This window comes from Donghicola tyrosinivorans (assembly GCF_003003355.1).
GTDB lineage: Bacteria > Pseudomonadota > Alphaproteobacteria > Rhodobacterales > Rhodobacteraceae > Donghicola > Donghicola tyrosinivorans.
Window position 1 is genome coordinate 1 of record NZ_PVTQ01000021.1, and the last position, 22362, is coordinate 22362.

Annotated in this window: 23 protein-coding genes; 5 read left to right on the top strand and 18 right to left on the bottom strand. The window is 60.0% G+C overall.

Features of this window, described 5'->3' with window-relative positions; genetic code table 11:
• From CLV74_RS19475 to CLV74_RS22920, 5 genes are all read right to left on the bottom strand, one after another.
• On the bottom strand, positions 1-665 hold a 665-nt coding region (locus CLV74_RS19475), incomplete at its 3' end, for a nucleotide-binding protein (protein WP_146134987.1).
• Positions 662-1003 carry a hypothetical protein gene (locus CLV74_RS19480; protein WP_146134988.1) on the bottom strand — a complete coding sequence of 114 codons (342 nt, stop codon included), beginning with the start codon at positions 1001-1003 and terminating at the stop codon, positions 662-664. The genes CLV74_RS19480 and CLV74_RS19475, both read right to left, overlap by 4 nt.
• Before the next feature lie 546 nt (positions 1004-1549).
• Positions 1550-1858, bottom strand: a complete 309-nt coding sequence (locus CLV74_RS19485) for a type II toxin-antitoxin system RelE/ParE family toxin (RefSeq protein ID WP_106268165.1) — start codon at positions 1856-1858, stop codon at positions 1550-1552.
• Positions 1845-2090 (bottom strand): type II toxin-antitoxin system ParD family antitoxin, encoded by a 246-nt coding sequence (locus tag CLV74_RS19490; protein ID WP_106268167.1) that lies wholly within the window; start codon positions 2088-2090, stop codon positions 1845-1847. Before CLV74_RS19490 ends, CLV74_RS19485 begins: the two co-directional genes overlap by 14 nt.
• A 120-nt stretch (positions 2091-2210) precedes the next feature.
• Positions 2211-3200 (bottom strand): hypothetical protein, encoded by a 990-nt coding sequence (locus CLV74_RS22920; RefSeq protein WP_170108116.1) that lies wholly within the window; start codon positions 3198-3200, stop codon positions 2211-2213.
• 611 nt (positions 3201-3811) lie between these two features.
• On the opposite strand from CLV74_RS22920, the gene CLV74_RS19500 reads away from it, so the two are divergent.
• Positions 3812-4924, top strand: a complete 1113-nt coding sequence (locus CLV74_RS19500; RefSeq protein WP_106268169.1) for a zinc-binding dehydrogenase — start codon at positions 3812-3814, stop codon at positions 4922-4924.
• A 36-nt stretch (positions 4925-4960) separates the two neighbouring features.
• Here the strand turns inward: CLV74_RS19500 and CLV74_RS19505 are convergent, their stop codons facing one another.
• Positions 4961-5707, bottom strand: a complete 747-nt coding sequence (locus CLV74_RS19505; protein ID WP_106268171.1) for a sulfite exporter TauE/SafE family protein — start codon at positions 5705-5707, stop codon at positions 4961-4963.
• A gap of 78 nt (positions 5708-5785) precedes the next feature.
• On the opposite strand from CLV74_RS19505, the gene CLV74_RS19510 reads away from it, so the two are divergent.
• From CLV74_RS19510 to CLV74_RS19520, 3 genes are all read left to right on the top strand, one after another.
• Positions 5786-6475: a FadR/GntR family transcriptional regulator gene (locus CLV74_RS19510; protein ID WP_170108117.1), complete on the top strand. Its 690-nt coding sequence runs from the start codon at positions 5786-5788 to the stop codon at positions 6473-6475.
• 128 nt (positions 6476-6603) lie between these two features.
• Positions 6604-7170 (top strand): fasciclin domain-containing protein, encoded by a 567-nt coding sequence (locus CLV74_RS19515; RefSeq protein ID WP_106268176.1) that lies wholly within the window; start codon positions 6604-6606, stop codon positions 7168-7170.
• Between the two features lie 207 nt (positions 7171-7377).
• Positions 7378-8484, top strand: coding sequence for a tRNA-dihydrouridine synthase (locus CLV74_RS19520; protein WP_106268178.1), 1107 nt, complete (start codon positions 7378-7380; stop codon positions 8482-8484).
• A gap of 44 nt (positions 8485-8528) precedes the next feature.
• Here the strand turns inward: CLV74_RS19520 and kduD (CLV74_RS19525) are convergent, their stop codons facing one another.
• The 6 genes from kduD (CLV74_RS19525) to bglB are packed head-to-tail and all read right to left on the bottom strand — an operon-like array spanning position 8529 to position 14066.
• Complete coding sequence (gene kduD, locus CLV74_RS19525) at positions 8529-9257, bottom strand: 2-dehydro-3-deoxy-D-gluconate 5-dehydrogenase KduD (RefSeq protein WP_106268180.1); 729 nt, start codon at positions 9255-9257, stop codon at positions 8529-8531.
• On the bottom strand, positions 9254-10081 hold the full coding sequence (kduI, locus tag CLV74_RS19530) for a 5-dehydro-4-deoxy-D-glucuronate isomerase (RefSeq protein ID WP_106268182.1): 828 nt from the start codon (positions 10079-10081) through the stop codon (positions 9254-9256). Before kduI (CLV74_RS19530) ends, kduD (CLV74_RS19525) begins: the two co-directional genes overlap by 4 nt.
• Before the next feature lie 23 nt (positions 10082-10104).
• A complete protein-coding gene (locus tag CLV74_RS19535) occupies positions 10105-11403 on the bottom strand; it encodes a TRAP transporter large permease (protein ID WP_106268184.1) in 1299 nt (432 codons plus the stop codon).
• A gap of 3 nt (positions 11404-11406) precedes the next feature.
• Positions 11407-11919 carry a TRAP transporter small permease gene (locus CLV74_RS19540; protein ID WP_106268186.1) on the bottom strand — a complete coding sequence of 171 codons (513 nt, stop codon included), beginning with the start codon at positions 11917-11919 and terminating at the stop codon, positions 11407-11409.
• Positions 11920-12900 carry a TRAP transporter substrate-binding protein gene (locus CLV74_RS19545; RefSeq protein ID WP_106268188.1) on the bottom strand — a complete coding sequence of 327 codons (981 nt, stop codon included), beginning with the start codon at positions 12898-12900 and terminating at the stop codon, positions 11920-11922.
• A 41-nt stretch (positions 12901-12941) separates the two neighbouring features.
• Entirely contained in the window at positions 12942-14066 is a 1125-nt protein-coding gene (bglB, locus tag CLV74_RS19550; protein WP_245888619.1) for a beta-galactosidase BglB, read from the bottom strand.
• Positions 14067-14283: 217 nt separating this feature from the next.
• Here bglB and kdgR point away from each other — a divergent pair, with 217 nt between their 5' ends.
• The gene (kdgR, locus tag CLV74_RS19555) at positions 14284-15096 is read left to right on the top strand and encodes a DNA-binding transcriptional regulator KdgR (RefSeq protein ID WP_106268190.1); all 813 of its coding nucleotides are present in this window, start codon (positions 14284-14286) and stop codon (positions 15094-15096) included.
• 31 nt (positions 15097-15127) lie between these two features.
• Here kdgR and CLV74_RS19560 read toward each other — a convergent pair whose 3' ends face one another.
• From CLV74_RS19560 to CLV74_RS19585, 6 genes are all read right to left on the bottom strand, one after another.
• Positions 15128-16681, bottom strand: coding sequence for a Fic family protein (locus tag CLV74_RS19560; RefSeq protein WP_106268193.1), 1554 nt, complete (start codon positions 16679-16681; stop codon positions 15128-15130).
• A 150-nt stretch (positions 16682-16831) separates the two neighbouring features.
• Entirely contained in the window at positions 16832-17560 is a 729-nt protein-coding gene (gene kduD / locus CLV74_RS19565) for a 2-dehydro-3-deoxy-D-gluconate 5-dehydrogenase KduD (RefSeq protein ID WP_106268195.1), read from the bottom strand.
• Positions 17557-18384, bottom strand: a complete 828-nt coding sequence (kduI, locus tag CLV74_RS19570; protein ID WP_106268197.1) for a 5-dehydro-4-deoxy-D-glucuronate isomerase — start codon at positions 18382-18384, stop codon at positions 17557-17559. Before kduI (CLV74_RS19570) ends, kduD (CLV74_RS19565) begins: the two co-directional genes overlap by 4 nt.
• A gap of 23 nt (positions 18385-18407) precedes the next feature.
• Complete coding sequence (locus tag CLV74_RS19575) at positions 18408-19481, bottom strand: glycoside hydrolase family 88/105 protein (protein WP_106268199.1); 1074 nt, start codon at positions 19479-19481, stop codon at positions 18408-18410.
• The gene (pglA, locus tag CLV74_RS19580; RefSeq protein WP_106268201.1) at positions 19481-21016 is read right to left on the bottom strand and encodes a polygalacturonase PglA; all 1536 of its coding nucleotides are present in this window, start codon (positions 21014-21016) and stop codon (positions 19481-19483) included. Before pglA ends, CLV74_RS19575 begins: the two co-directional genes overlap by 1 nt.
• Positions 21017-21083: 67 nt before the next feature.
• Entirely contained in the window at positions 21084-22349 is a 1266-nt protein-coding gene (locus CLV74_RS19585; RefSeq protein WP_106268203.1) for an ABC transporter substrate-binding protein, read from the bottom strand.
• Between the last annotated feature and the right edge of the window lie 13 nt (positions 22350-22362).

Here is a 22362-nt window from a genome sequence, read left to right on the forward strand (position 1 = left end):
GTGCGCAAGGCAGAGGCAGCGCGCATCTTGGGGATCAGACTGGCGTCCGCGTGGTCGTGAATGGTGTTCAGGTTGCATCCGGTATTGGCCATGAAGGCGACTACCGCAGGGTCAAGGCGCGTCATGTCGGCGATCTGTCCGCCAATTTCCGACAGGGTTTGTCTGGTCATGCTCTCTTCAAAGAGGGTAAAGGGCCGGTCTTGGAAATGGTTCCGCACCACAACCCAGTCGGGTTGGTGGCCTGCGAAGACCGCCAGTTCGTCGCGAAGCGCCGCAAGAACTTCGCGGCTTTGGTCGATCACGAAGAGCATCACCGCGCGGGCGTCGATCTGATCTAGCAAGAATGCAAGATCGATCATGCCCTCGGCAGACCCGTCAGAGGTCATCTTTGCGGTTGCGTCCGACCCTCCGGCGGGCAGGTCTATCAGCACGTCATCTGGGCTGCTGACGATGGTTTCGAGCATCTCTTCCATGCCCACCGCAGTCCGTAGGTCCACACATGTGGTTCGGTCTTCAAACAGCATGTGAAGGCCTGGGTTTTTGACGTCGCCGTCGATTAGCGTGAGCGGTCGCCCCGCAGCTTCAAAAGCTGCCGCAGTCCGCGTGGCGCATTGCGTCTTGCCCACGCCCCCTTTGTCGCCATGGATAAAAATTACACTCTTCATAGGTCACCTTTCATGTTTCGACCGTTCGTCTTTTGAGTAGGAATCTGGCGCGCCACGTGCGCGTCAGGGCGGGTGTGCGGCCGAGCAGTTGGCTCGGGTTGCACAAATTTGCTGTTGGTTTTGACGGGCCTTGTCTGCGTCGGCTGCGCGCGTTTGGGCTGCACTGGCGCGAGACCCTGTTCAGCCCGAGCCTTCTGGAGATAGTTCCTGAAGGTCTGCGGGTTGATCTGCTGATCTGCGTCGCGGTTTGCGTTCAGCGCAGCCACGATGTCTGTCAGAGTATGCCCCTCCAACATCGCTGCACGGATGTCTTCGGCAAGCTCACGCACCAGGTCCATCAGCGGACTGCCGCGTTTGGGGGGCTGTGTCTTTAGATGCTCTAACGCCTCTCTGGCGCTGGTGATATCTGTGTCTTTACTCATGGTGAACTCGCATTCAACTTTCCATGAGTGTAGAATCGATTAGCGAAAAACCTCAGAAAAACTTATAAAAATCTGATGTTTACTGGAGCAGTTAATTTTCGGGCGCCACAGGGTTCGAATATGGTCAACGGAGAGGTATACTCAGGGTATTCGGCAGATCGACATGCGCATCGACCCGTAAATCGCTGCCAAGCAGGGTATGGCGACGGTAAACCGTCACCCCTGCTTTTATCGCGGCGGCCCTGACGGCCTTCTTGATAAAAGACATCTCCCGCACCGCCCGAGATGCCGTTTGGTGTGGATGTGGGCAGTAGATCGGGTGGGGTGTACTTCGGAAAAATTTGTGTTTGCGCGTCGCAGAAGGCGGTGCGATCGCGGTCAAATCGCAACGTTTCGCCAAACTCAGGACAGTGAGTCACAGCATGCCAGAATCAAAAGGACCGCGTTGATCAGCGCGCGGCCTCAGCTTTCCTGTAAATAGGCAAATAGATTTTGGTGGGCGTGTAGTAGGCGAATGATGTCGATGCCCTGATCGGTCATCTGATAAATTACCAGATGGGTCCCGCTGGGATGGATGCGCACGGGCGGGGTGAACTCGGATCTCACCGGTGTCATTTGGGGAAAGTCAGCCAACAGATCGAAAGTCGCAAACAACGCATCTACATAGCTATCCGCTTGCTGAGGCCCCCATGTCACAGCACTGTGCCGCCAGATTTCGCTGAGGTCAGCCTCGGCTGCGGGCCGCAGACCCCATGCTTTATACTCCGCCATTCGGGTCGCGCATCCGGCGCTTGAACGCGTCCCGGTCCAGCGGAGTGGCGGCCCCGCTGGAAAGGCCCGCATCGACAGCCGCCTGAATCTCGGCAACCGCTTCGACACGAGCCCGATCACGGCGGATCAGGTCCCTTACATAATCGCTAGAATTGGCGTAGCGGCCTGACTTCGATTGATCTTCGACCCAAGACTTCATCTGATCAGGTAGCGAGATATTCATAGTGCCCATGACGATCTCCTTTTCCAGCAAGGTTATGACAAACTTTGCCAAGAGGCAACGCAGGTGAAGCCGTGGAATGCTTCAAAGAAAAGGGCCGCGTTGATCACACGCGGCCCTTGGGAGGCAGACTTAACTGGCCTCTTTGGTCACGACGCGATCAAAGAGGGTGAGGATGGTTTGCAGCCGATCTGGTCGATAGACTTCGGAGACCACATTGATGCGGTCTTCCAGCTCTGGTCGGGGAACCACCTGATCGGGATGGGCTTCGCGCAAGGTCGCGTGGAGCTTCTTCTCCACGCAGCAGGCTTCATGTCCGGTTTCAAACGGTACGTTCCGAAGCAAGTCCACGTCGACATCCTCGGCCAAGCCCAACTGATGGCGGAACCGCTTTTCGGGATGGTTGCTGAAGCCGAGCTTGATCCACGGCTGATCCTGATCGGGCCACGTCAGTTGCAACAGGTAGATGTTCGACGGGCGCGAGGTCCAGCTTTGCCCGCAGCCCGCGCAGTCCACCTGACCCCAATGCATATTCGTGCGGGCGACGCGCTGAACATGGCCGCAGCTGTGCTGGTAGATCCGATAATTGGCGTCATCAGGGTCTCTGCAAAGCAGGTTCCAGCCGATGCTTTGGGCCTCAGCGCGGTCCCGATCCTCGAGGCAGTATTCGCAGCGATGGGCGACTTCGCCGGCGGTGATACGCTCTAGAAACGCGAACTGTCGGGATATCTTGTGCCCGCAAGGGGCGCGAAAAATCCCATAGTGGCGGTTCGAAGGATCGCGGTGCAGGAAGGACAGACCTGCCGCCTGCGCAAGGTCTTCGCGGGCCTGACATTGGCAGGCAACGCAGGCAGGCTGCGCGGTGCGCAGTGTGAAGACTTTCTGGGCAGTGAGGGCGCCGCAGGTCTGGCACTGGAGGCACAGATGGAACTTGTCACGAATGCGGCTGTGAATGGCGAAGCCTTTTGCCTCGGCGATGGCGTGCCAGTCCTTCGGGATTGGGCCGGGGTAGGGCACCCAAACTTCTGCGGGAACATGGTTGCTGCCGCGGGGCAGGTAGAGGCGCAGGCCGCTCTCGGGCAGGATGACGTAGTCGGGTGCGGGTGTGTTGCCTTTGGGCATAGGGTATCCTCCTCGGAATCTGAGGTTAGTGAGATCAAGGCCGGAACGGCCAAATAGCTTGGGAAAGTCAGATCGCTGGACGCAGCAGGACGGATCGCTGCCGGAGGGCAGTGGCCTGTGCTGAAGGCGCAGAGCGGGTCTGATTAAGACTGCAAATGCCGCCTGATGGTATCAGGCGACGGAGGTGATCCCGGATGTCCAAGAGGGGGCGCGATATTGCGAACGCTCGCGCATGCGTTTAGGGAGGCCATAGCCATGACGTTGTCTCCATACGACACGTTACGGTCAGGGCGGGGTGGAGGTTGCAGCCTCCATGTCGCCCGCTTATTCGGGCGCCCGATAACCATATTCCCAGAATAAGAGACCGCAAATGCGCTCGCAATGCAGCAATGTGATAGTGTTTGTAACGGTTTGAATATGGATCGTTTAGGTTCCAATGTATTCATGGCATTTGAAACAACGACAGCAGGCGCTGACGTGATGGTCGGCAGAGATCTCGTCTGACGTGATCTTTGGAATGCGCGACATTCCATGACCCAACGTTGGGGTAGGCGGCCCGTCCACCCTAAGCTACCGTTCGCGCAAACACTCACCTTGAAAGGACCGCGCCCATGGCCACCACCGGCAAACAGTTGTTCACCACGCTGGAGGCGGACGGCACGCTGACCGTCGCGCTTGAGGATGTGACGCTGCCTGATCCCACCGGCGCTCAGGTGCTGGTCCGGATGGAGGCCGCGCCGATCAACCCCTCGGATTTGGCCATTCTGGTCGGTGGCGCGGATGTGGAGAACGCCGAATACTCGGCTGGCAAATTCGTGGCCAAGCTGCCTGCGCCGGTGAACGCCGCTTCAAAAGCGCGGCATGGGTTGAAGCTGCCCGCAGGCAACGAAGGCGCAGGCACGGTGATCGCCGCTGGCGACAGCTCCGCTGCGCAGGCGCTGGTGGGGCAGCGGGTGTCTTGCGTGCCGGGCAGTGCCTACAGCGAGTATTGTTTGGCGGATGCCAATCTGTGCCTGCCCTTGGGCGATCACACCGCAGAAGAGGGGGCCAGCGCCTTTATCAACCCGATGACTGCTTTGGGGTTTGTGGAGACCGCCAAGGCGGACGGGGCCAAGGCGATCTTGCACACAGTGGGGGCCTCGAACCTAGGGCAGATGTTGACGCGCATCTGCCTTGAGGACGGGATTGAACTGGTGAACATTGTCCGCAAGGCCGAGCATGTGGACCTGCTGAAAGGGCAGGGGGCAAAGCATGTGGTGAATGCCTCGGACAGTGATTTCTTTGAGCAACTGACCGATGCGATCCGCGAAACAGGTGCGTTTTGCGGCTTTGACCCCATCGGGGGCGGCACGCTGGTGGACACGGCCTTCAAAGCGATGGAGCGCGTCGCCTATGAGCAGATGACCGAATATTCGCGCTATGGCTCGAACCAGATGAAGCGGATGTATATCTACGGCCGCCTTGATAACAGCCCCACGACCCTGACCCGCAGCTATGGGTTCGGGTGGAGCCTTTCGGGCTGGTTGATGTTCCCCTTCCTGCAAGCTATCGGGCGGGACACCGTGATGCGGATGCGCCAGCGGGTGCGGGATAATCTGACCACCACTTTTGCCAGCCACTACAAGACCCGCGTCACGCTGGAACAGATGCTGACCCGCGATGCGGTGCTGGACTATCGCGCCATGAAAACGGGCGAGAAATACCTTGTGACCCCTTGGGGCTAAGGGGGTAGGCGCCGCCCCAATCGGGCGGCGCATGACCTATTTCATGAAGAACAGCGCGGCCATAACAAAGCCCACCGTGATGATGAAAACGCGCAGCAACGCGGTGTTCTTGATCTTGCGCGCAAAGTTCGCGCCCAGATATCCGCCGATCGCGCAGGACACCCCGACCACGACAAGCGAGCCCCAGTCGATCAGGCCAGCGGCGGAGTATGTTGCCACCGACACCACCGACAGCACAAAGGACATCAGGTTCTTCAGCCCGTTCATGTGGTGCAGGTTCGTCATGCCGATCAGGCCAAAGGCCGCCAGCAGCAGGATACCAAGCCCGCCGTTGAAATAGCCGCCGTAGATCGCCACGCTGAGAACGATCACCAAGGCCACAGGAACCGAGGTCTGACGCCCCGTCTTGGTCAGATACCGCAGGAACGACGGCCCTACTGCAAAGGCAATGGTCGCCAGCAGCAAAAGCCACGGGACAACGCCGGAGAACAGCTCTTCGGGGGTGACCAGCAGCAGGCCCGCGCCGATCAGGCCGCCCAACACAGCCATCGCCATCAGTTGGCGCAGCGAAGGTTTGCCGCCGCCCGCGATCTCTTTGCGGTAGGCCCACGCGCTGCTGGCATAGCCGGGTAGGGCGGCAAATGTTGCCGTCGCGTTGGCCATGATCGGGGGCACGCCTGCCCAGACAAGGGCGGGGAACGACAGGAACGTGCCGCCTCCTGCGATGGCATTCAGCACGCCGGCCCCCAGTCCTGCGACGGCCAGTACGACATATGTCAGCATGTTTGTCCTCCTCGTGACGGCGCAGTCTGTTGCATGCCGCTGGATTGGTCTGCAAATTGGTCTGGTGGGGGAGAGCCGATGACACGCAGACAACAGATCACCGAGGCGCTGGAGCGCCATATCACCAAGGCCGGTCTGCGCGTCGGGGACAAGCTGCCGCCGGAACGGGAACTGTCGCGTATTCTTGGGTGCAGTCGCGAAACCCTGCGCCGCGCCTTGGCCGAGATGGAAATGCGGGGCGAGCTTTGGCGGCATGTGGGCCAAGGCACCTTTCTGGGCGCGCGCCCATCGGGTCATCCGGTTCGCGATGCGATCCTTGTGCAAGGGGCGACGCCGCTCCAGTTGATGCAGGCGCGGATGACAATTGAACCATCCGTCGCCGCAGACGCTGCAGTTTTGGCCTCGCCCGCGCAGATCGCTTGGCTGAACCATCTGATCGCCCGCGGACGCGCCGCCACTACCCGATCTGAATGTGAACAACTGGATGCCGCATTCCATCGCGGTCTTGCCGAGGTGACCGGCAACCCGATCCTATTGGGCCTGCTGGACTACCTGACTGGCGTGCGCCGCCACGCCGCTTGGCAGCGGGAATGGGAACAGACCTACCGCCGGCTTGGGGTGTCGACCTTCACGACGTTTCACTGTGAGCAGCATGCAAAGGTCGTCGCTTGTATCGCGCAGGGGCAAGGGGATGAGGCCGCAACGGCCATGCGCCAGCATCTGGAGACGATCTTTGAGGCGATGAAGGGGGCCGGTCCGGTTTCCTGAGCGCCGCTGCCTTAGCTTTCAACAGCAAACAGTCCAGTCACGAAACTTACAATTAATGTGATCTCGATCCGTCATCCTTTTCTCTGAACCCTGCGTATTCAAAGTACAAACCCTGGAGGAAAACTCAGATGAAGACTTTGATTGTTGCTGCCGCTCTGGCTCTGACCTGTGCCACTGGTGCCTATGCCGCTTCGCATTCGGAAACCGGCAATCCGATGGTGGGTGGTGCGCCCATGTTCATGGACAAGAACATCGTCGAGAATGCCGTGAACTCGGCCGATCACACCACGCTGGTTGCCGCAGTACAGGCCGCTGGCCTTGTGGATACCCTGCAAAGCGAAGGCCCCTTTACCGTCTTTGCACCGGTGAACAGCGCCTTTGACGCTTTGCCCGCTGGCACCGTGGACACGCTGCTGAAGCCTGAAAACAAGGATATGCTGACCAAAATCCTGACCGCCCATGTGGTTGCAGGCAATTGGAGCGCCGCTGACATCGTCGCCGCCGCCAAGAGCTCGTCCGATGGGTTCTACCATTTCAATGCCGTGTCGGGCGATGCGCTGTCTGCGCAAGTCACGCCGTCGGGGAGCGTGTTCATCTTTGATGAAAGCGGCAATGCCGCCGAAGTCACCACCGCCGATGTCAAACAGTCGAACGGTGTGATCCACGTCATCGATAAAGTGCTGCTGCCGAAGTAATCGGCTCGCTCTTGCGAACAATGGCCGTGGCAGATCCGTTCTGCCGCGGCCTTTTCTTATGAAGCGCTTGTCTTGAACCCTGCGGCTAGCCCATAAAATCAGCGTATTTTATGCATTTTTATCATCGGACCGCAAAAGCCATCCGATATTTATTGACTGGATGGTCAAAAACTGTCGATCCTGAAGGTCGGTCCAAGGGGAATTATTATGTCAGACAAGCTGATCACGCAGTTTACCGGCCTTACCTTCGTTAACCCGTTCATCCTTGCCTCGGCACCTCCCACCGAGAGCAAGCGCAAGATCCTGAAGGCATTTGAGGCCGGATGGGGCGGGGTTGTCACGAAAACCATCGGCTTGCATCCGGTGGAAAACGTGGCCGGTCCAAAGACGATCTACCAGCGGGCCAGCGAAGAGAAACCCTATGTGTCGCGCTACAAACGCCCCGACACGGTGTCCCATTCCTCTTGGAACTGGGAACTGATCTCGGACCAGCCGCTGGAACAGTGGCTGCCTGATCTGGAAGAGATCAAGACCACCTATCCCGACCGGATGCTGATCGGCTCGATCATGGCGGGGGCTGGCGGCGAGGCAGAGATGGAGAACTGGCGCAAACTGGCCCGCGCTTGCGTGAACGCGGGCTGCGATGCGCTAGAGCTGAACATGTCCTGCCCCCACATGGACCGCAAGGATATGGGCGCCCATATCGCCAACGACGAAGATATCATCCGCGCGGTTTTGAAGGCCGTCACCAGTGCGGTGGATGTGCCGATCTGGGTGAAACTGACGCCCGCGACCTCGACGTTGGTGGATGCCGCAGGCGCGGCCTATGAGGCAGGCGCGGCCTCAATATCCTTGTGCAACACCTTCCCCTCTTTGCCCCTGATGGACCCCGAAACCATGAAGTTCGAGGTTGAGGTCGATGGCCTTGTGACCTCTGGCGGTTTGGGCGGATTGGCCATTCTGCATCAGGCATTGCAGCGGGTGAACGACATTTCCCGCGCCTATCCGGACAAGGCGATTTCGGGCATCGGCGGGATCAAGGGCTTCCGCGAGGCGTTCAACTTTATCGTCCACGGGGCGGGCAATTTGCAGGTCTGCACGGCGGCGATGGAAGAGAAGGGCAGCGGCGGGGTCGGCGTGCAACTGATCCAAGAGCTGACCAGCGATCTGTCGGACTATCTGGACCGCAAGGGCTTTGCCTCGATTGAGGAGTTCCGCGGCGCGGCCCGTGATCGGGTGGTCGAACACTCAAAAGTCCGCCGCAAGAGCGAGAGCTACAACGGCGGCTATGTCCAAACCGAAGAAACGGTTTAAGCCGGATTAAGATGCGCCGCCCCTAATCGGGCGGCGCTTTTCGTTTACCTTGACAGCCATCCGCCATCGACGTTCAGGATCGCACCGTGGACGTAGTTTGAGGCGGGTGCAGCCAGATAGGTGGCGGTGTCTGCGATGTCGCGGGGATCGCCCCAGCGGCCTGCGGGGATACGCTCCAAAATCGCCTGATTGCGGGCGGGGTCAGCGCGCAGGGCCTCGGTGTTGTTGGTGGCGATATACCCCGGTGCGATGGCGTTCACGTTGATGCCTTTTGCCGCCCATTCATTCGCCAGCAGCTTGGTCAGACCCGCAACGCTGTGCTTGGACGCGGTGTAGGACGGCACGCGGATGCCCCCTTGGAACGACAAAAGCGAGGCGATGTTGACGATTTTGCCTGTGCCTTCGCGGGCAAAGACCGCCTTGGCAAAGGCCTGACAAGTGAAGAACAGCGCCTTGGCGTTCAGGTCCATCACCGCGTCCCAGTCCTCTTCGGTAAAGTCTACCGCGTCGGCGCGGCGGATGATGCCTGCGTTGTTCACCAGAATGTCGACCTGACGATCCGCGAAGATATCCTTCGCGGCCATGGGATCGGACAGATCCAGCAGCAGCTCTTCGCCGCTGCCCATGGCGGCCACGGTCTCGGCGCAGCTGCGGCGGCCTGCGGCGATCACATGGGCTCCGTTTTCCGCCATCGAGACCGCAATCGCTTGACCGATGCCTGTGTTGGCGCCGGTCACAAGGGCGGTTTTGCCTGCAAGGGAAAAGCGGCTCATCGCAGATCCTCGGGCTGGATAAAGTCCATGTCGGTGTAATCGACGTTATCGCCTGCCATCGCCCAGATGAAGGTATAAGCCCCGATGCCCGCGCCCGAGTGGATCGACCACGGCGGCGAGATCGCGCCCTCTTCGTTGCCGATGAAGAGGTGACGGGTCTCCTGCGGCTCGCCCATCAGGTGCAGCACGCGGGATTCAGGGGCCATGCCGAAGTAGAGATACGCCTCCATCCGGCGATCATGGATGTGCGAGGGGATCGTGTTCCAGACCGAGCCGTCGTGCAGCGTGGTATAGCCCAAGATCAGCTGGCAGCTTTCCATCACCAGCGGGTGGATGAACTGCTTGATGGTGCGCTTGTTGCTGGTCTCGCTCGCGCCCATATGGACCTCTTTGCACTCGGCCATGGTGATCAGGCGGGTGGGATAGGCCTGATGGGCAGGGGCCGAGGTGATGTAGTAGCGGCCCGCGCCGCTGAAAGTCACCGCGCCGGTGCCCATGCCCAGATAGAGGACTTCGCCGTGCTCCAGCGTGTGGGTCTGGCCACCCGCAGTGATGGTGCCGGTTTCGCCAATGTTCACAACGCCCATCTCGCGGCGCTCAAGGAAGGTGGCGGTCTTGGTCTCGGCCACCACATCAAGGGTCAGATCACCCCCCGCAGGCACCGCGCCGCCCATGACGAAACGGTCGTAATGGGTGTAGATCAGGCGGATTTCGCCGTCCTTGAACATGTCCTGGGCCAGGAAGTTGTCCCGCAGGGCGGCGGTGTCCATGCCCTTGGCGTGCTCGGGGTGAATGGCGTGGCGGGTGGTGACGGTCAGGGTCATAGGCTGGTCCTTTGAGGGGTGGGTCACAGGCCAAGGGCCCGCGGCAGCGCCATTGAGATGGCAGGGACGTAGGTCACCAGCATCAGCACTGCAAAGAGAAGTAGGTAGAAGGGGCCAAGGGCGCGGATCGCGCGTTCGACCCGAACACCGGCGACACTGGCGCCAACGAACAGGCCGGTGCCAACGGGCGGGGTGATGGTGCCGATCGCAAGGTTGAACACCATGATCGTGCCGAAATGCACCGGATCGACACCCACTTTCTGGGCGATGGGCAGCAGGATCGGGGTAAAGATCAGGATCGCAGGGCCGATGTCCATAAAGCAGCCAACCACCAAAAGGATCATGTTGATGATCAGCATCACGATGATGGGGTTTTCAGACACGCCTAACACCAGCGCGGTTACGGCTGCGGGAATGCCAGTGAAGGCCATGGCAAACGATAGGGTCGCCGAGGCCGCCAGCAGCAGCATGATTGTGCCAGTGATCATTGAGGTTTCGATCAAAAAGCGTGGCAGGGCGCTGATCGGCATGGTCCGGTGGATCAGAAAGGCCAGCGCCATAGTATAAAGGACCGCGATGCCAGAGGCCTCGACCGGTGTGACGATGCCAAAGAGGATGCCGCCGATGATCAGGACGATCAGCATGAGGCTAGGAATGGCTTGCCACGTGACATTCAGCGCCTCGCGTATCGACGGGCTTGGGGCCAGCGGATAGTTCCGTCGCTTTGCAATCGCGACTGTCAGGGCCATCATGCCGATGCCCCAAAGGGTGCCCGCCACAGCGCCTGCCATGAACAGGGCTGCAATCGACGTGCCGCCAGAGATGAGCGAGTAGATGATAAAAGCGGTCGTGGGTGGGATCAGCATGCCCGTGGGCGCAGAGGCAATGTTCACCGCCGCTGCAAAGTCGCGATCATAGCCTTCTTTGGCCTGAATGGGCACCATGACGCCGCCAATTGACGTGGACGCCGCAATCGCCGAGCCGGAAATGCTGCCGAACAACATGTTGCCCGCGATGTTTGTCTGCGCCAGCGATCCGGGGATTCGGCCCGCAATCAGCTTGGCAAAGTTCACCAGCCGTAGGGCAATCCCGCCTGAGTTCATCATGACGCCGGAGAGAATAAAGAACGGTACAGCCAGCAGGGAAAAGCTGTCCAGCGAGGCGACGATCTTTTGGGCGGCCGTAAAGACGGCCATGTCGAAAGGTAGCACCAGAGCTACGGCGGCAAAGGCGGCGGCGACAATCGCCACCGCAAGGGGCAAGCCCAACAGGGCCAATACACCGAAGACGGCAATCAGGATGAACGAGGCTTCTCCGGCCATGGGTCAGTCTCCGGCGGCCACGGCACGTTCTGCCGCGTCGGGCAGATCGCGGGTGCCAGTGATTAAATCGTATAGGTTTAAAAGGCAGTAGAGGATCATCAGCGTGCCGCCGACGGGCAGCGCCAGATAGACCCAGCTCATGGGGATTTGCATGACAGAACTGACTTGGCGGGCGGCAATCGCCGTTGCCTTGTATCCACCGTAGATCAAGGTGACGCTGGCAAAGGCCATCAGACCCAGCGGGACCAGAAATTCCAGCGCTCGTTTGCGCCAGCCACTGCTGAATTCCCGCAGCAGGTCCACACACATATGAGTGCCTTGGCCTGTGGCATAGGCCGCCCCAAGAAGGGACAGCCAAATCACACCGTAGCGCAGGATTTCCTCGGAATAGGTCGAGGGCGCATTCAGGGCGTAGCGGCTAAGCACTTGCCATGTCAGCACCCCGACCAGCGCCAGAAGGAGGGCTGCGCACAGCCCCCCAACCACCCGATCCAGAAGATCACGCAGGTGCTTCATTTACTTGGCCGGTGCCACAGCGCGGATGGCTTCGAACACGGCGTATTTCTCGGGCTCGGCCTTCAGTTCATCATACATCGGGGCCACGGCTGCCTGGAATTCGGAGACATCAGGGTAGAGGAATTCGATGCCGAACTGCTCTTCGCATTCCTTTTTGGCCGCGTCGATCGAGGCACCCCAAGCAGCTTTGTGGAACTCGGTGGATTCCTTGGCGGCTTCCATCACGGCGGTGCGGTGTTCGTCCGACAGGCGGTCCAAGGTGGCGCTGCTGATCAGCATGATGTCGGGGATGCGGGTGTGCATGTCATAGGACATGTACTTGCTGACCTCGCCATGGCGGGCGATGGTTAGGGCGAATTCGTTGTTCTCTGCCCCATCCAGAACCCCCTGCTGCAGGGATGTGTAGACCTCGGCCTGCGACATGGCCACGGGGGTCGCTCCCAGCATTTCGACCATCTTGATCGAGGTCGGGCTTTGCAGGACACGGAACTTCAGGCCTTTGAGGTCGGCGACGCCATTGATCGGCTTGTTGGCGGTGTAAAAGCTGCGCGCACCGCTATTGTAGTAGGTCAGCCCCACGAAACCGGTATCGCGGCTGGCCTCATAGATCGGTCCCATGATGTCGGCGTTGTCCATCGCCGCGTAGAAATGCTCTTCGTTGTCAAAGAGGTAGGGCATCGGGAAGACGCCGTAGACGGGGGTGAAACTCTCCAAGAGGCCGCCCGAAACCTTGGTCATGTCCAGACTGCCCGCCTGTACCATCTCGACCAGTTCGCGTTCGCCGCCAAGTTGCCCGTCGGGGAAATAGGTGACGGTTACTTCGCCGCCGGTCTTTTCCGACACCAACTCGCCGAATTTCTGCATTGCCTCGACGGTCGGAGTGGCGTTGCTGGCATAGGCAAAGCGCAGGGTCTCGGCCATAGCGGGGGTGACGGCGATGGTGGCAGCCAAAAAGGCCAGCGTGGATAGGGGTTTATTCATTGGTTCTCTCCTCCTGAAACCAAAAAATTTCTGAAAACGGGTTAGATGTAGGATCGTAGGAATTCCGACAGGCAAAGCATGGCCATCGCCTGCCCATAGGGCATCGAGGTCAGGGGGATCTGACGGTAGTAGTTCAGGTCGCTGCCCATTGCGGTGCCGAAGGACACCTGCTGTAGCTCTCCTTCGGGGTTGATGTTGTCGATCACACCTTTCACGGCACTTTCGGCCACAGGCAGGTAGTCGGCGGGCAGATAGCGTTTGCGCACGGCCTTCATCAGACCATAGGCGAAGCCTGCGGTGGCCGAGGCCTCAAGGTAGCTATCAGGGTCATCGAGCAGCGTGTGCCACAGCCCGCTGGTGTGTTGGCACCCTTTCAGCGTCCGCGCCTGCCGCCCCAGCAGGGAGAGCAAGTGGCGGCGGATCGGATCGTTGGGGGCAAGGTCCAGCAGCTCGATGAACTCGGGGATGGCGATGGTGATCCAGCTGTTTCCACGCGCCCAAAGCGCGCGGGCAAAGTTGTGATCGCCGTCAAAGGTCCACCCGTGAAACCACAAGCCTGATGAGTTATCAGACAAGTACTGCGCGTGGACTAGAAACTGGTATTTCGCCTCTTCCACATACTCGGGGCGGTTCAGAACCAGTCCGATTTTGGCCAGCGGCATGACACTCATCATCAAGGTGTCGTCCCACATCTGCTGGTCGTTCACGCTGTTGTAGACGATGTGTTGTAGACCGTCTTCGTGGGTGCGGGGCATTTCGTGCATGACCCACTGGGCCCATGCTTCCAAGTAAGGCACCCAGACCGGATTGGGGTCTTGTTCGTAAAGGCATGCCAGCGTCAGGAAAGGGGCAACCGTGTTGATATTCTTGGTGGGGGTGCCCTCGGATAAACGCGCCTCAAACCAATCAGTTATGATCTTAAGCGCGTCCTTGTTGCCGGTCTGCTTCCAGTAGTTCAACAAGCCATAAAGGCCAATGCCGTGGGTCCATTCCCAACCGGCCCATCCCTTGGTGTCGATGACGCGGCCATCCTCTAGCCGCAGCAGAAATTCGCCCGTTTCGTCGGTGATATTGATCAGGTTATCGGTCAGCCGGTCGATCAGTTCGATCACTCCGGCGCGATTGATAAAGCGATCCTTCTGCCGCAAAAGCGGGTGCATGGTCATGGTCAGAACTCCTCCGGAACGGCCTTTACTATTTTCGGAATGCCGTTTCGAAAATTAAGAATGCACAGTCCAAATATTTAATCAAGCCCTATCTTGTCATTGGGGTTTCTGCTAGTTGTCGTATGAATATCAGGGTGTTCGGGCGCTCAAATGGTCGCCTTGACTTAATTTCCCAAGAAAAACAGAATGCTGTTCCAGAATTTTCAGGACACCGACCATGGCTCAGAAACCACAAAAAACCGAAAACGCCGCCGCTGTTCTCAAGGTCTTTGCTGTTCTCGAATCGCTGGTTGATGAAAAACGCGTTGGTTTGGCCGAGCTGGCGCAGACCGCGATGACGTCAAAGACCACGGCGCACCGGCTGCTGCAGACCATGATTGAGCTTGGATATGTCGAACAGGACCCCGAGACCGAGAAATACAGTCTGACGCTAAAACTGTTCTCTCTGGGCGCGCGGACGCTGTCGGGGCAGGCGGATTTGCTGCGGGTCGCCGACCGCGAAATGGGAAAACTGTCCCGCGCTACGGGCGAGTCCATCAATCTGGGGGTTCTGGACGGCACCGATCATCGGGTGGCTTACATCCACAAATATGACTCGGCTTATAGTCTCTCGATGCATTCGACCTTGGGCAAACGGAACCCGATTCATAGCACTTCGTTGGGTAAGGCCCTGTTGGCGTGGCGCAGCGAGGACGAGATCAATGACCGTCTTGCCCAGATGGATCTGGTCAAACTGGCCCCGAAGACAATCACTGATACTGAAGCCTTGCGATCAGAACTGATCCGAATTCATGCTCAGGGTTACGCCGAAGAGATTGAGGAATCCGAGGCAGGCGTGCGCTGTATGGCAACACCGGTTCTGGACCACGCGGGCCGGTCAGTGGGGGCTATTTCCATCGCCTTCCCTCTGTTCCGCTTCGATGAGGCGAAAAAGCCTGAGTATGTGGCGCTGCTACGTGAAGCCGGTCGCGCAGCCTCAGCTTCGCTGGGATTCACCGGAGAGATCGGCGCGGGTGCGATAACCGTTTAACCTAAGGCAGCAGTGGTCCGGCCTTGGCTGTTCACGGCTGATCACCCTGAAAAACCTCTTGATAGATCGCCGCAAAATCTTCGGCCTCTACATCGGTCAGCATGGCAAACTCTGCCCGCCGTGCCCGCTTTGAAAGCTGGCCGTTGTTCTGCTTGAGGAAGTTGAACAAGAGATCGATCATGGAGGCGGGCATATCGACATGCGCCTCGATACGGGATCGGAACAGATCATAGCGCCGGAGGAAGTCTGCTTCTTCGGGTAAGTCATGGGTGATCGTGCGTTCCACGCATTGAAACAGGAATTCCGCTTGGGGCGTTGCGTCGAAGAAACGGTAAAAGTCGCCCGTATCATTCAACACCTCAACATTCATCTTGGCTGTCGGGCGCCAGTCGATGTGGGGCAAGGCCCGCTTAGAGTAGCTTTCCAGCACCGCACGATAGTCAAGAATGCGGTCAAGAATGGCCGAAGAGACCGGAAAGGCCAAGCCCGGCGGATTAAAGCCGCGGGCGCTTAGGGTGTGGTGGATCAGGTAGCGGTGGATGCGTCCGTTGCCGTCTTCGAACGGGTGGATATAGATGAAGCCGAAGGCCAGAATGGTGGCTGCGATCACCGGGTCCAGATCGGGCGCATGGTCCTGATCAAAGGCGATCATGCCACGGATCAGATCGGGCAAATCATTTGGCCGCGCGCTGATATGGTCCGGCAGGGGCATCCGCGTGTCTTGCTCATGCTCGCCGACAAAGCCGCCATCCTTTCGAAACCCCATCTTGATAAAGCGGTTGTCTTTGCCAAGGACGATCTGTTGCAGACGCAGGAATTCGGTCTCGTTCAGGGGGTATTTTCCGGCCTCACCGATGGCTTTGCCCCAGCGCTGGATGCGGTCATGCGGAGGGGCTTCGCCCTCGATCGCGTAGCTGGATTTTGAATCCTTCAGCAAAAGGAAGGCTGCGGTGCGGGCCAAGAGGCTGCCGGAAATCTTCCCAATGATCGCCTGCGCCTGCGCATCCAGTTTCATCTGCACAAATTGGTCCAAGGTGTCTGACCGGCGCACCATAGGGCAAAAATCTGGCGTGCCTGGCAGGTTGTTGCGGACACGGTGGCGGGTCGAAGTCGTTCCCTTGCCCGCCCATTGCATTTTGGTGTCGACGATGTCGGCATAGGTTGCTGATTTCGCGTCCGGCAAGTCCAGCGCCCGCCCCAGCAACCATTCATATAAGAACCAAATCCGCCGCATATAGGCGCTGGTCGGCTTGGCTGCGATCATTGCCTCAAGATCCGACGGTTCAACCGCCTGAAACAAGCGTTTTAGTACCGCCAGATCAAGGCCCTCATATTTCAGGGCAAAGGTCAGATGTCCTTCCAGCGTCGCGGCGGGGGCGTGCCTTGGTGTGTAGATGCGCCAACCTTCGGCTTCAAACACCTTGTGGCGTGACCCTATCGCGCACATGGTTAGTGGATGCGGGACGCGCAGATCATACGCCTCGATCAAGGCTGCGTAGCCAGAGGGCACCGCAGGCTCTGGCAAGCGCATTTCCCGAAAAACGCTGACGGCGTCTGAAAAACGGTGATGATCGCGGGCATCCATGAAATGCACTTACTTTCCATGAAAAAGGGTTTCTATTTCACCTTTTCATGAAAAGTAGTGATTTTCTATGAATTTCTTTGTGGGCTGGAGGCCCGAGCGTACGCGCAGGATCGGGTTGGCCCCCGCGCGTACGGAAATCATGGGTGCCGTTTACCTTGCCAGCCAGCCGCCATCCACGTTCAGGATCGCGCCGTGGACGTAGTTTGAGGCTGGTGCAGCCAGATAGGTGGCGGTGTCCGCGATATCGCGGGGATCGCCCCAGCGGCCTGCGGGGATACGCTCCAAAATCGCCTGATTGCGGGCGGGGTCAGCGCGCAGGGCCTCGGTGTTGTTGGTGGCGATATACCCCGGTGCGATGGCGTTCACGTTGATGCCTTTTGCGGCCCATTCATTCGCCAGCAGCTTGGTCAGACCCGCAACGCTGTGCTTGGACGCGGTGTAGGACGGCACGCGGATGCCCCCTTGGAACGACAAAAGCGAGGCGATGTTGACGATTTTGCCTGTGCCTTCGCGGGCAAAGACCGCCTTGGCAAAGGCCTGACAAGTGAAGAACAGCGCCTTGGCGTTCAGGTCCATCACCGCGTCCCAGTCCTCTTCGGTAAAGTCTACCGCGTCGGCGCGGCGGATGATGCCTGCGTTGTTCACCAGAATGTCGACCTGACGATCCGCGAAGATATCCTTCGCGGCCATGGGATCGGACAGATCCAGCAGCAGCTCTTCGCCGCTGCCCATGGCGGCCACGGTCTCGGCGCAGCTGCGGCGGCCTGCGGCGATCACATGGGCTCCGTTTTCCGCCATCGAGACCGCAATCGCTTGACCGATGCCTGTGTTGGCGCCGGTCACAAGGGCGGTTTTGCCTGCAAGGGAAAAGCGGCTCATCGCAGATCCTCGGGCTGGATAAAGTCCATGTCGGTGTAATCGACGTTATCGCCTGCCATCGCCCAGATGAAGGTATAAGCCCCGATGCCTGCGCCCGAGTGAATTGACCACGGCGGCGAGATCGCGCCCTCTTCGTTGCCGATGAAGAGGTGACGGGTCTCCTGCGGCTCGCCCATCAGGTGCAGCACGCGGGATTCAGGGGCCATGCCGAAGTAGAGATACGCCTCCATCCGGCGATCATGGATGTGCGAGGGGATCGTGTTCCAGACCGAGCCGTCGTGCAGCGTGGTATAGCCCAAGATCAGCTGGCAGCTTTCCATCACCAGCGGGTGGATGAACTGCTTGATGGTGCGCTTGTTGCTGGTCTCGCTCGCGCCCATATGGACCTCTTTGCACTCGGCCATGGTGATCAGGCGGGTGGGATAGGCCTGATGGGCAGGGGCCGAGGTGATGTAGTAGCGGCCCGCGCCGCTGAAAGTCACCGCGCCGGTGCCCATGCCCAGATAGAGGACTTCGCCATGTTCCAGCGTGTGGGTCTGGCCATCGGCAGTGATGGTGCCGGTCTCGCCAATGTTTACAACGCCCATCTCGCGGCGCTCAAGGAAGGTGGCGGTCTTGGTCTCGGCCACCACATCAAGGGTCAGATCGCCCCCCGCCGGCACCGCGCCGCCCATGACGAAACGGTCGTAGTGGGTGTAGATCAGGCGGATTTCGCCGTCCTTGAACATGTCTTGCGCAAGGAAGTTGTCACGCAGGGCGGCGGTGTCCATGCCCTTTGCGTGGTCTGGGTGAATGGCGTGGCGGGTGGTGACGGTCAGGGTCATAGGGTCGTCCTTTGAGGGGTGTTTCAGGCGTGAGCGGCGGCTTGAATTCGTTCGGTCAAGGCGTAGGCGAAGGGGCCGACACCTTTGATATCGTCGGGTTGAATGCGTTCGGTCACGTAGTATTCGGGCGTGCCGTCTCGATAAACTCCGTCAAATCCGCCAAGCCCTGCGACACAGCAAATGTCGGTCAGTTGGGTGCGGCCATCGATAGGGGACAACTTGCCTTCAAGGGCTGTCAGGGCGCGTAGGCCTTGGGCGTTGTCGGGGATCAGGCCCAGACGTGCGCCCTTGAGGATGGCGTAAGAGAACATGGCACTGGCCGAGCTTTCCTCATAGTTGCCCTTCAGGTCAGGCATGCACATCACCTGATGCCAGAGGCCAGAGGGTTGCTGTTGTGCGATCACCGACTCCAGCAGGGCGCGGGCAGCCTCGCGCGGGGCGCGGGGATCGTCGGGCAGCAGTTCCACCAGATCAACCAGCGCCATCGCAAGCCAGCCGACAGCGCGGCCCCAAACAGCGGGCGAAAGGCCGGTTTCCGGATCGGCCCAAGGCTGCTGGCGGGCATCATCATAGCCGTGGATGTAAAGACCGGCGGGGCCTTTGGTGAAGGCCAGTGCGGTCTGAACTTGGGCCAAAGCGTCTTGGACCAGCGCGGCATCGCCTCGGCGCAGACCGTATTCCAACTGAAACGGCAGACCCATATAGAGGCCGTCTAGCCAGACCTGATGGGGATAGCGCTGTTTGTGCCAGTAGTTGCCCGCATCAATGCGGGGGTGGCTGGCCAACTGGCCCGCCAGCACATCGGCGGCGGCTTCATAGCGGGCATCGCCAGTGGTGTCGGCCAGATGGAACAGGCTGCGGCCCGACAGGATGTTGTCGATGTTATACTCACCCACCTCATAGTCGCGGATTTGGCCTTCGGGGGTGACTTGCGCATCTACCAGACGGCGCAGATGGTCCAGCCAACGCGCCTCGCCTGTGGTGCGGTGCAGGCGCACCAGCGCCAGATACAGCAGGCCGTCCTCATAGCACCAGCGCCCGTCTTTATAGGCGCGGTAGTCGCGGGCATAGGCATCAAAGTAGTCAAGCAAGTCCATTAGTCTGTCCTTTCCGAAAGCAGGGTCAGCCCGCCTTCTTCGATCGGAATGTCGGTGTCCGCGATGATCTGCGCATACTCATGCGCGATGCCCGCGTGGCGCAGGGGGCGGATGTGATCGGCCATAACGGGGGCCGTAGGAATGGCATCGGGGTTCAGATCCTGCACGGTGATGCGGGTCAGGTGGATTGGGCCGATGGGCTGTTCAGGCAGGCCGATGAAGGCCCCAAGCGCGTGGGATATTCCGGTGATCGAGACGTCTGATACCTCGATCCGGCCGATCTGCGGGGTCAGGTGCGTGACAGGCGCGGGATCGCGGGTCTGCACCCAATCGTCGTGGCCATCGTGATCGCAGTAGTAAAAGGCGTTGGCGCTGAAGGCGGTCTCTACATCTGTCATCGCCACATCGCGGAAGGTGATGCGATCAATCCTGCCACCCCGCCCGCGGCGGGTCTTGAGGCGCAGGCCGCGATCGGTTCCCCGCATTTCACAGGCGGCAACGGTGATGTCGGTGATGTCGCCGCTCATCTCTGATCCAAGGACAACGCCGCCGTGGCCAGCCTCCATCAAGCAATGAGAGATGGTGATGTCGCGGGTGGCGGTCAGGTGATCCTCTTCGCCCGCATCGCCGCGCTTGCCTGCTTTGATGGCGATGCAGTCGTCGCCCACGGAAAAGCGCACGCCGGTCAGGCGCACGTTCTGGCACATTTCGGGGTTGCAGCCGTCGGTGTTGGGGCTGTCATCGGGGGCGCTGATGTGCAGGCCCGCGATGGTCAGGTCCTGGCAGCCCTGCGGGTGCACGGTCCATGAGGGCGCGTTGCGCACGGCGAACCCGATCAACTGCGTCTGTTGGCAGTTCACCAGATGCAGCCCACGGGGGCGGTGGGCGCCTTGGCGGGTCTCTTTCGGCCAGGTCCACCAGTCGCCGCGATCCCCGCCGCCTTCCAAAGCGCCGGGGCCAGCGATGGTCAGACAGTTGGTGCCCACAGCGTAAAGCGGTGCGGCAAAGCAATCGGCGGGCAGCCCTTCCCACGATCCAAGCATCTTACCGGCGTGGTTGCGGGCGGGCAGGATCGGCCAACCGGTCCGATCTGCGGGGGCCTTCAACGTTCCTTTCAGCCACAGGGTCAGATCGCTGCGCAGGGCGACGGGGGCGCTAATCCACGTTCCTTCGGGGATCAGCACCGTGCCGCCCTTGGGCGCGGCGCCGATGGCGCGGATGATCGCGCGGGCATTCTCGGCGGCGTGTTCGGCGGTGTCGGGGCCATCTGCGACCGCGCCATGATCGGCGATGTTCACCAGACCGGCGCAGGCGGGCGTCTGGAACGACAGCACCTTACCCTGCACCATCAGCGTGTAATCGGTATCGGGCCGCAGATCATCCACCACGGTCAGGGCGGTACGGGTCTGGCCCTGACGCACCATGCCCGCGCCGCTCAAGGTCCATTGGACTTCTGCGGGCAGGGCATAGCGCGCCCCGTCCGGAGCATAGCAAAAGGCGATTGTACGCACCGAAAGTGCGGTCAGCGAAAGCATGTCCGTCTTAACCTTTGATCTCATAAATCGCCCTGCCGCGCTGGGAGGTCGCGACAGGGCAGGGGGCTTAGCTGGGGTCGAAACCGCGCAGCACTTTGTTGGCACCGTCGATGATGACCTCTGCGGCCTCATCGGCGCTGATCATGCCGTAGGCATATTCTTCCAGCGTATCGATGAAGATGCCGCGCACCTCGGGATGCTCGTTAAAGGGCGAGATGGTCGGGCCGCTGGCCGCCATCACGATGGCATTTGCCGCTGCAACGTTGGGGTTGATCGCCCCGGCGTCGGTCAGGCGCTTGGCCGCGATGGCCGAGGCAGGCAGACCACGGGTGTCACCCAATGCATCGATGCCTTCGGCTTCGTTCAGCAGGCAGTTCACGATCTGCGCGGCTGCCTTGGGGTCCTTGGCATTGGCCGAGACCGCAAAGAACATCGAAGGCTTGGCGTAGATGCCATCCACAACCGCATCGTCAAAGCGCAGGTGCGCAACTGCTTGCAGGTTCTGACCTTCGTTCAGCGGCTTCGCGTATTTGCTGTAGGTCGAGTCCCACTCGTACGAGCCAGCAATCTTGCCCTCGGCCCATTCGGGCTTTTCATAGAGGTTCACGTTGCCCGCAGCCGCATCTTCCTGCATCGAGCGGATGGCTTTGGTTTCAACCATCTTGCCGTAATGCGCGATACCGGCGGCCAGTTCTTCGGCGGTCCATGCCACGCGGTTGGTCGCGGGGTCCACCAGATCCTTGCCGGTTTTCTGAACCACTGCCAGCGTCACCAACAACTGCGCGGTTTCTTTCACAGCGTTGAAGAGGGTGTATTCGTCGCCCTTGGCGGCGCGCAGCGCCTCGGCAGCGGCGAAGAATTCATCCCAAGTGGTGGGAACGGCAACGCCTGCCTCTTCCAGCGTGGTCAGGTTAAAGAAGAATACGCGGCCAGAGGTGGACAGGGGCAGGCCGTTCAGCTTGCCATCTACGGTCACGGCGGCGCGCTGTTCTTCGGTCAGCTGGGTCAGGTCGATCACATCGGACAGGCCGTTCAGATCGGCAAAGCCGTTACCGTCCTTGGAGAACAGCGGCAGCCACGGCCAGTTGACCTGCACGATGTCCGCCTCGGTGCCGCCCGCCATCTGGGTGGTCAGCTTTTCAAGGTAGCCGTCAAAGCCGGTGAATTCGGGCGCGATGGTGTGGCCGTGCTTTTCGCCGCAAATTTTCAGCGCCTCTTGGGTCGCGACATGGCGGCTTTCACCGCCCCACCACGACATGCGCAGATCGGCGGCAGACGCGGCACTGGTGGTCATCATGGCCGCAAGGGCGGCAGTCGTCATCAGGGTCTTCATTTCGGAGCTCCTC

Bases quoted from the DNA above. Each gene is read 5' to 3' on its own strand.
- CLV74_RS19480 (WP_146134988.1), bottom strand. From the start codon at position 1,003: ATGGACCTGGTGCGTGAGCTTGCCGAAGACATCCGTGCAGCGATGTTG.
- CLV74_RS19485 (WP_106268165.1), bottom strand. From the start codon at position 1,858: ATGGCGGAGTATAAAGCATGGGGTCTGCGGCCCGCAGCCGAGGCTGAC.
- CLV74_RS19490 (WP_106268167.1), bottom strand. From the start codon at position 2,090: ATGGGCACTATGAATATCTCGCTACCTGATCAGATGAAGTCTTGGGTC.
- CLV74_RS22920 (WP_170108116.1), bottom strand. From the start codon at position 3,200: ATGCCCAAAGGCAACACACCCGCACCCGACTACGTCATCCTGCCCGAG.
- CLV74_RS19500 (WP_106268169.1), top strand. From the start codon at position 3,812: ATGGCCACCACCGGCAAACAGTTGTTCACCACGCTGGAGGCGGACGGC.
- CLV74_RS19505 (WP_106268171.1), bottom strand. From the start codon at position 5,707: ATGCTGACATATGTCGTACTGGCCGTCGCAGGACTGGGGGCCGGCGTG.
- CLV74_RS19510 (WP_170108117.1), top strand. From the start codon at position 5,786: ATGACACGCAGACAACAGATCACCGAGGCGCTGGAGCGCCATATCACC.
- CLV74_RS19515 (WP_106268176.1), top strand. From the start codon at position 6,604: ATGAAGACTTTGATTGTTGCTGCCGCTCTGGCTCTGACCTGTGCCACT.
- CLV74_RS19520 (WP_106268178.1), top strand. From the start codon at position 7,378: ATGTCAGACAAGCTGATCACGCAGTTTACCGGCCTTACCTTCGTTAAC.
- kduD (WP_106268180.1), bottom strand. From the start codon at position 9,257: ATGAGCCGCTTTTCCCTTGCAGGCAAAACCGCCCTTGTGACCGGCGCC.
- kduI (WP_106268182.1), bottom strand. From the start codon at position 10,081: ATGACCCTGACCGTCACCACCCGCCACGCCATTCACCCCGAGCACGCC.
- CLV74_RS19535 (WP_106268184.1), bottom strand. From the start codon at position 11,403: ATGGCCGGAGAAGCCTCGTTCATCCTGATTGCCGTCTTCGGTGTATTG.
- CLV74_RS19540 (WP_106268186.1), bottom strand. From the start codon at position 11,919: ATGAAGCACCTGCGTGATCTTCTGGATCGGGTGGTTGGGGGGCTGTGC.
- CLV74_RS19545 (WP_106268188.1), bottom strand. From the start codon at position 12,900: ATGAATAAACCCCTATCCACGCTGGCCTTTTTGGCTGCCACCATCGCC.
- bglB (WP_245888619.1), bottom strand. From the start codon at position 14,066: ATGACCATGCACCCGCTTTTGCGGCAGAAGGATCGCTTTATCAATCGC.
- kdgR (WP_106268190.1), top strand. From the start codon at position 14,284: ATGGCTCAGAAACCACAAAAAACCGAAAACGCCGCCGCTGTTCTCAAG.
- CLV74_RS19560 (WP_106268193.1), bottom strand. From the start codon at position 16,681: ATGGATGCCCGCGATCATCACCGTTTTTCAGACGCCGTCAGCGTTTTT.
- kduD (WP_106268195.1), bottom strand. From the start codon at position 17,560: ATGAGCCGCTTTTCCCTTGCAGGCAAAACCGCCCTTGTGACCGGCGCC.
- kduI (WP_106268197.1), bottom strand. From the start codon at position 18,384: ATGACCCTGACCGTCACCACCCGCCACGCCATTCACCCAGACCACGCA.
- CLV74_RS19575 (WP_106268199.1), bottom strand. From the start codon at position 19,481: ATGGACTTGCTTGACTACTTTGATGCCTATGCCCGCGACTACCGCGCC.
- pglA (WP_106268201.1), bottom strand. From the start codon at position 21,016: ATGCTTTCGCTGACCGCACTTTCGGTGCGTACAATCGCCTTTTGCTAT.
- CLV74_RS19585 (WP_106268203.1), bottom strand. From the start codon at position 22,349: ATGAAGACCCTGATGACGACTGCCGCCCTTGCGGCCATGATGACCACC.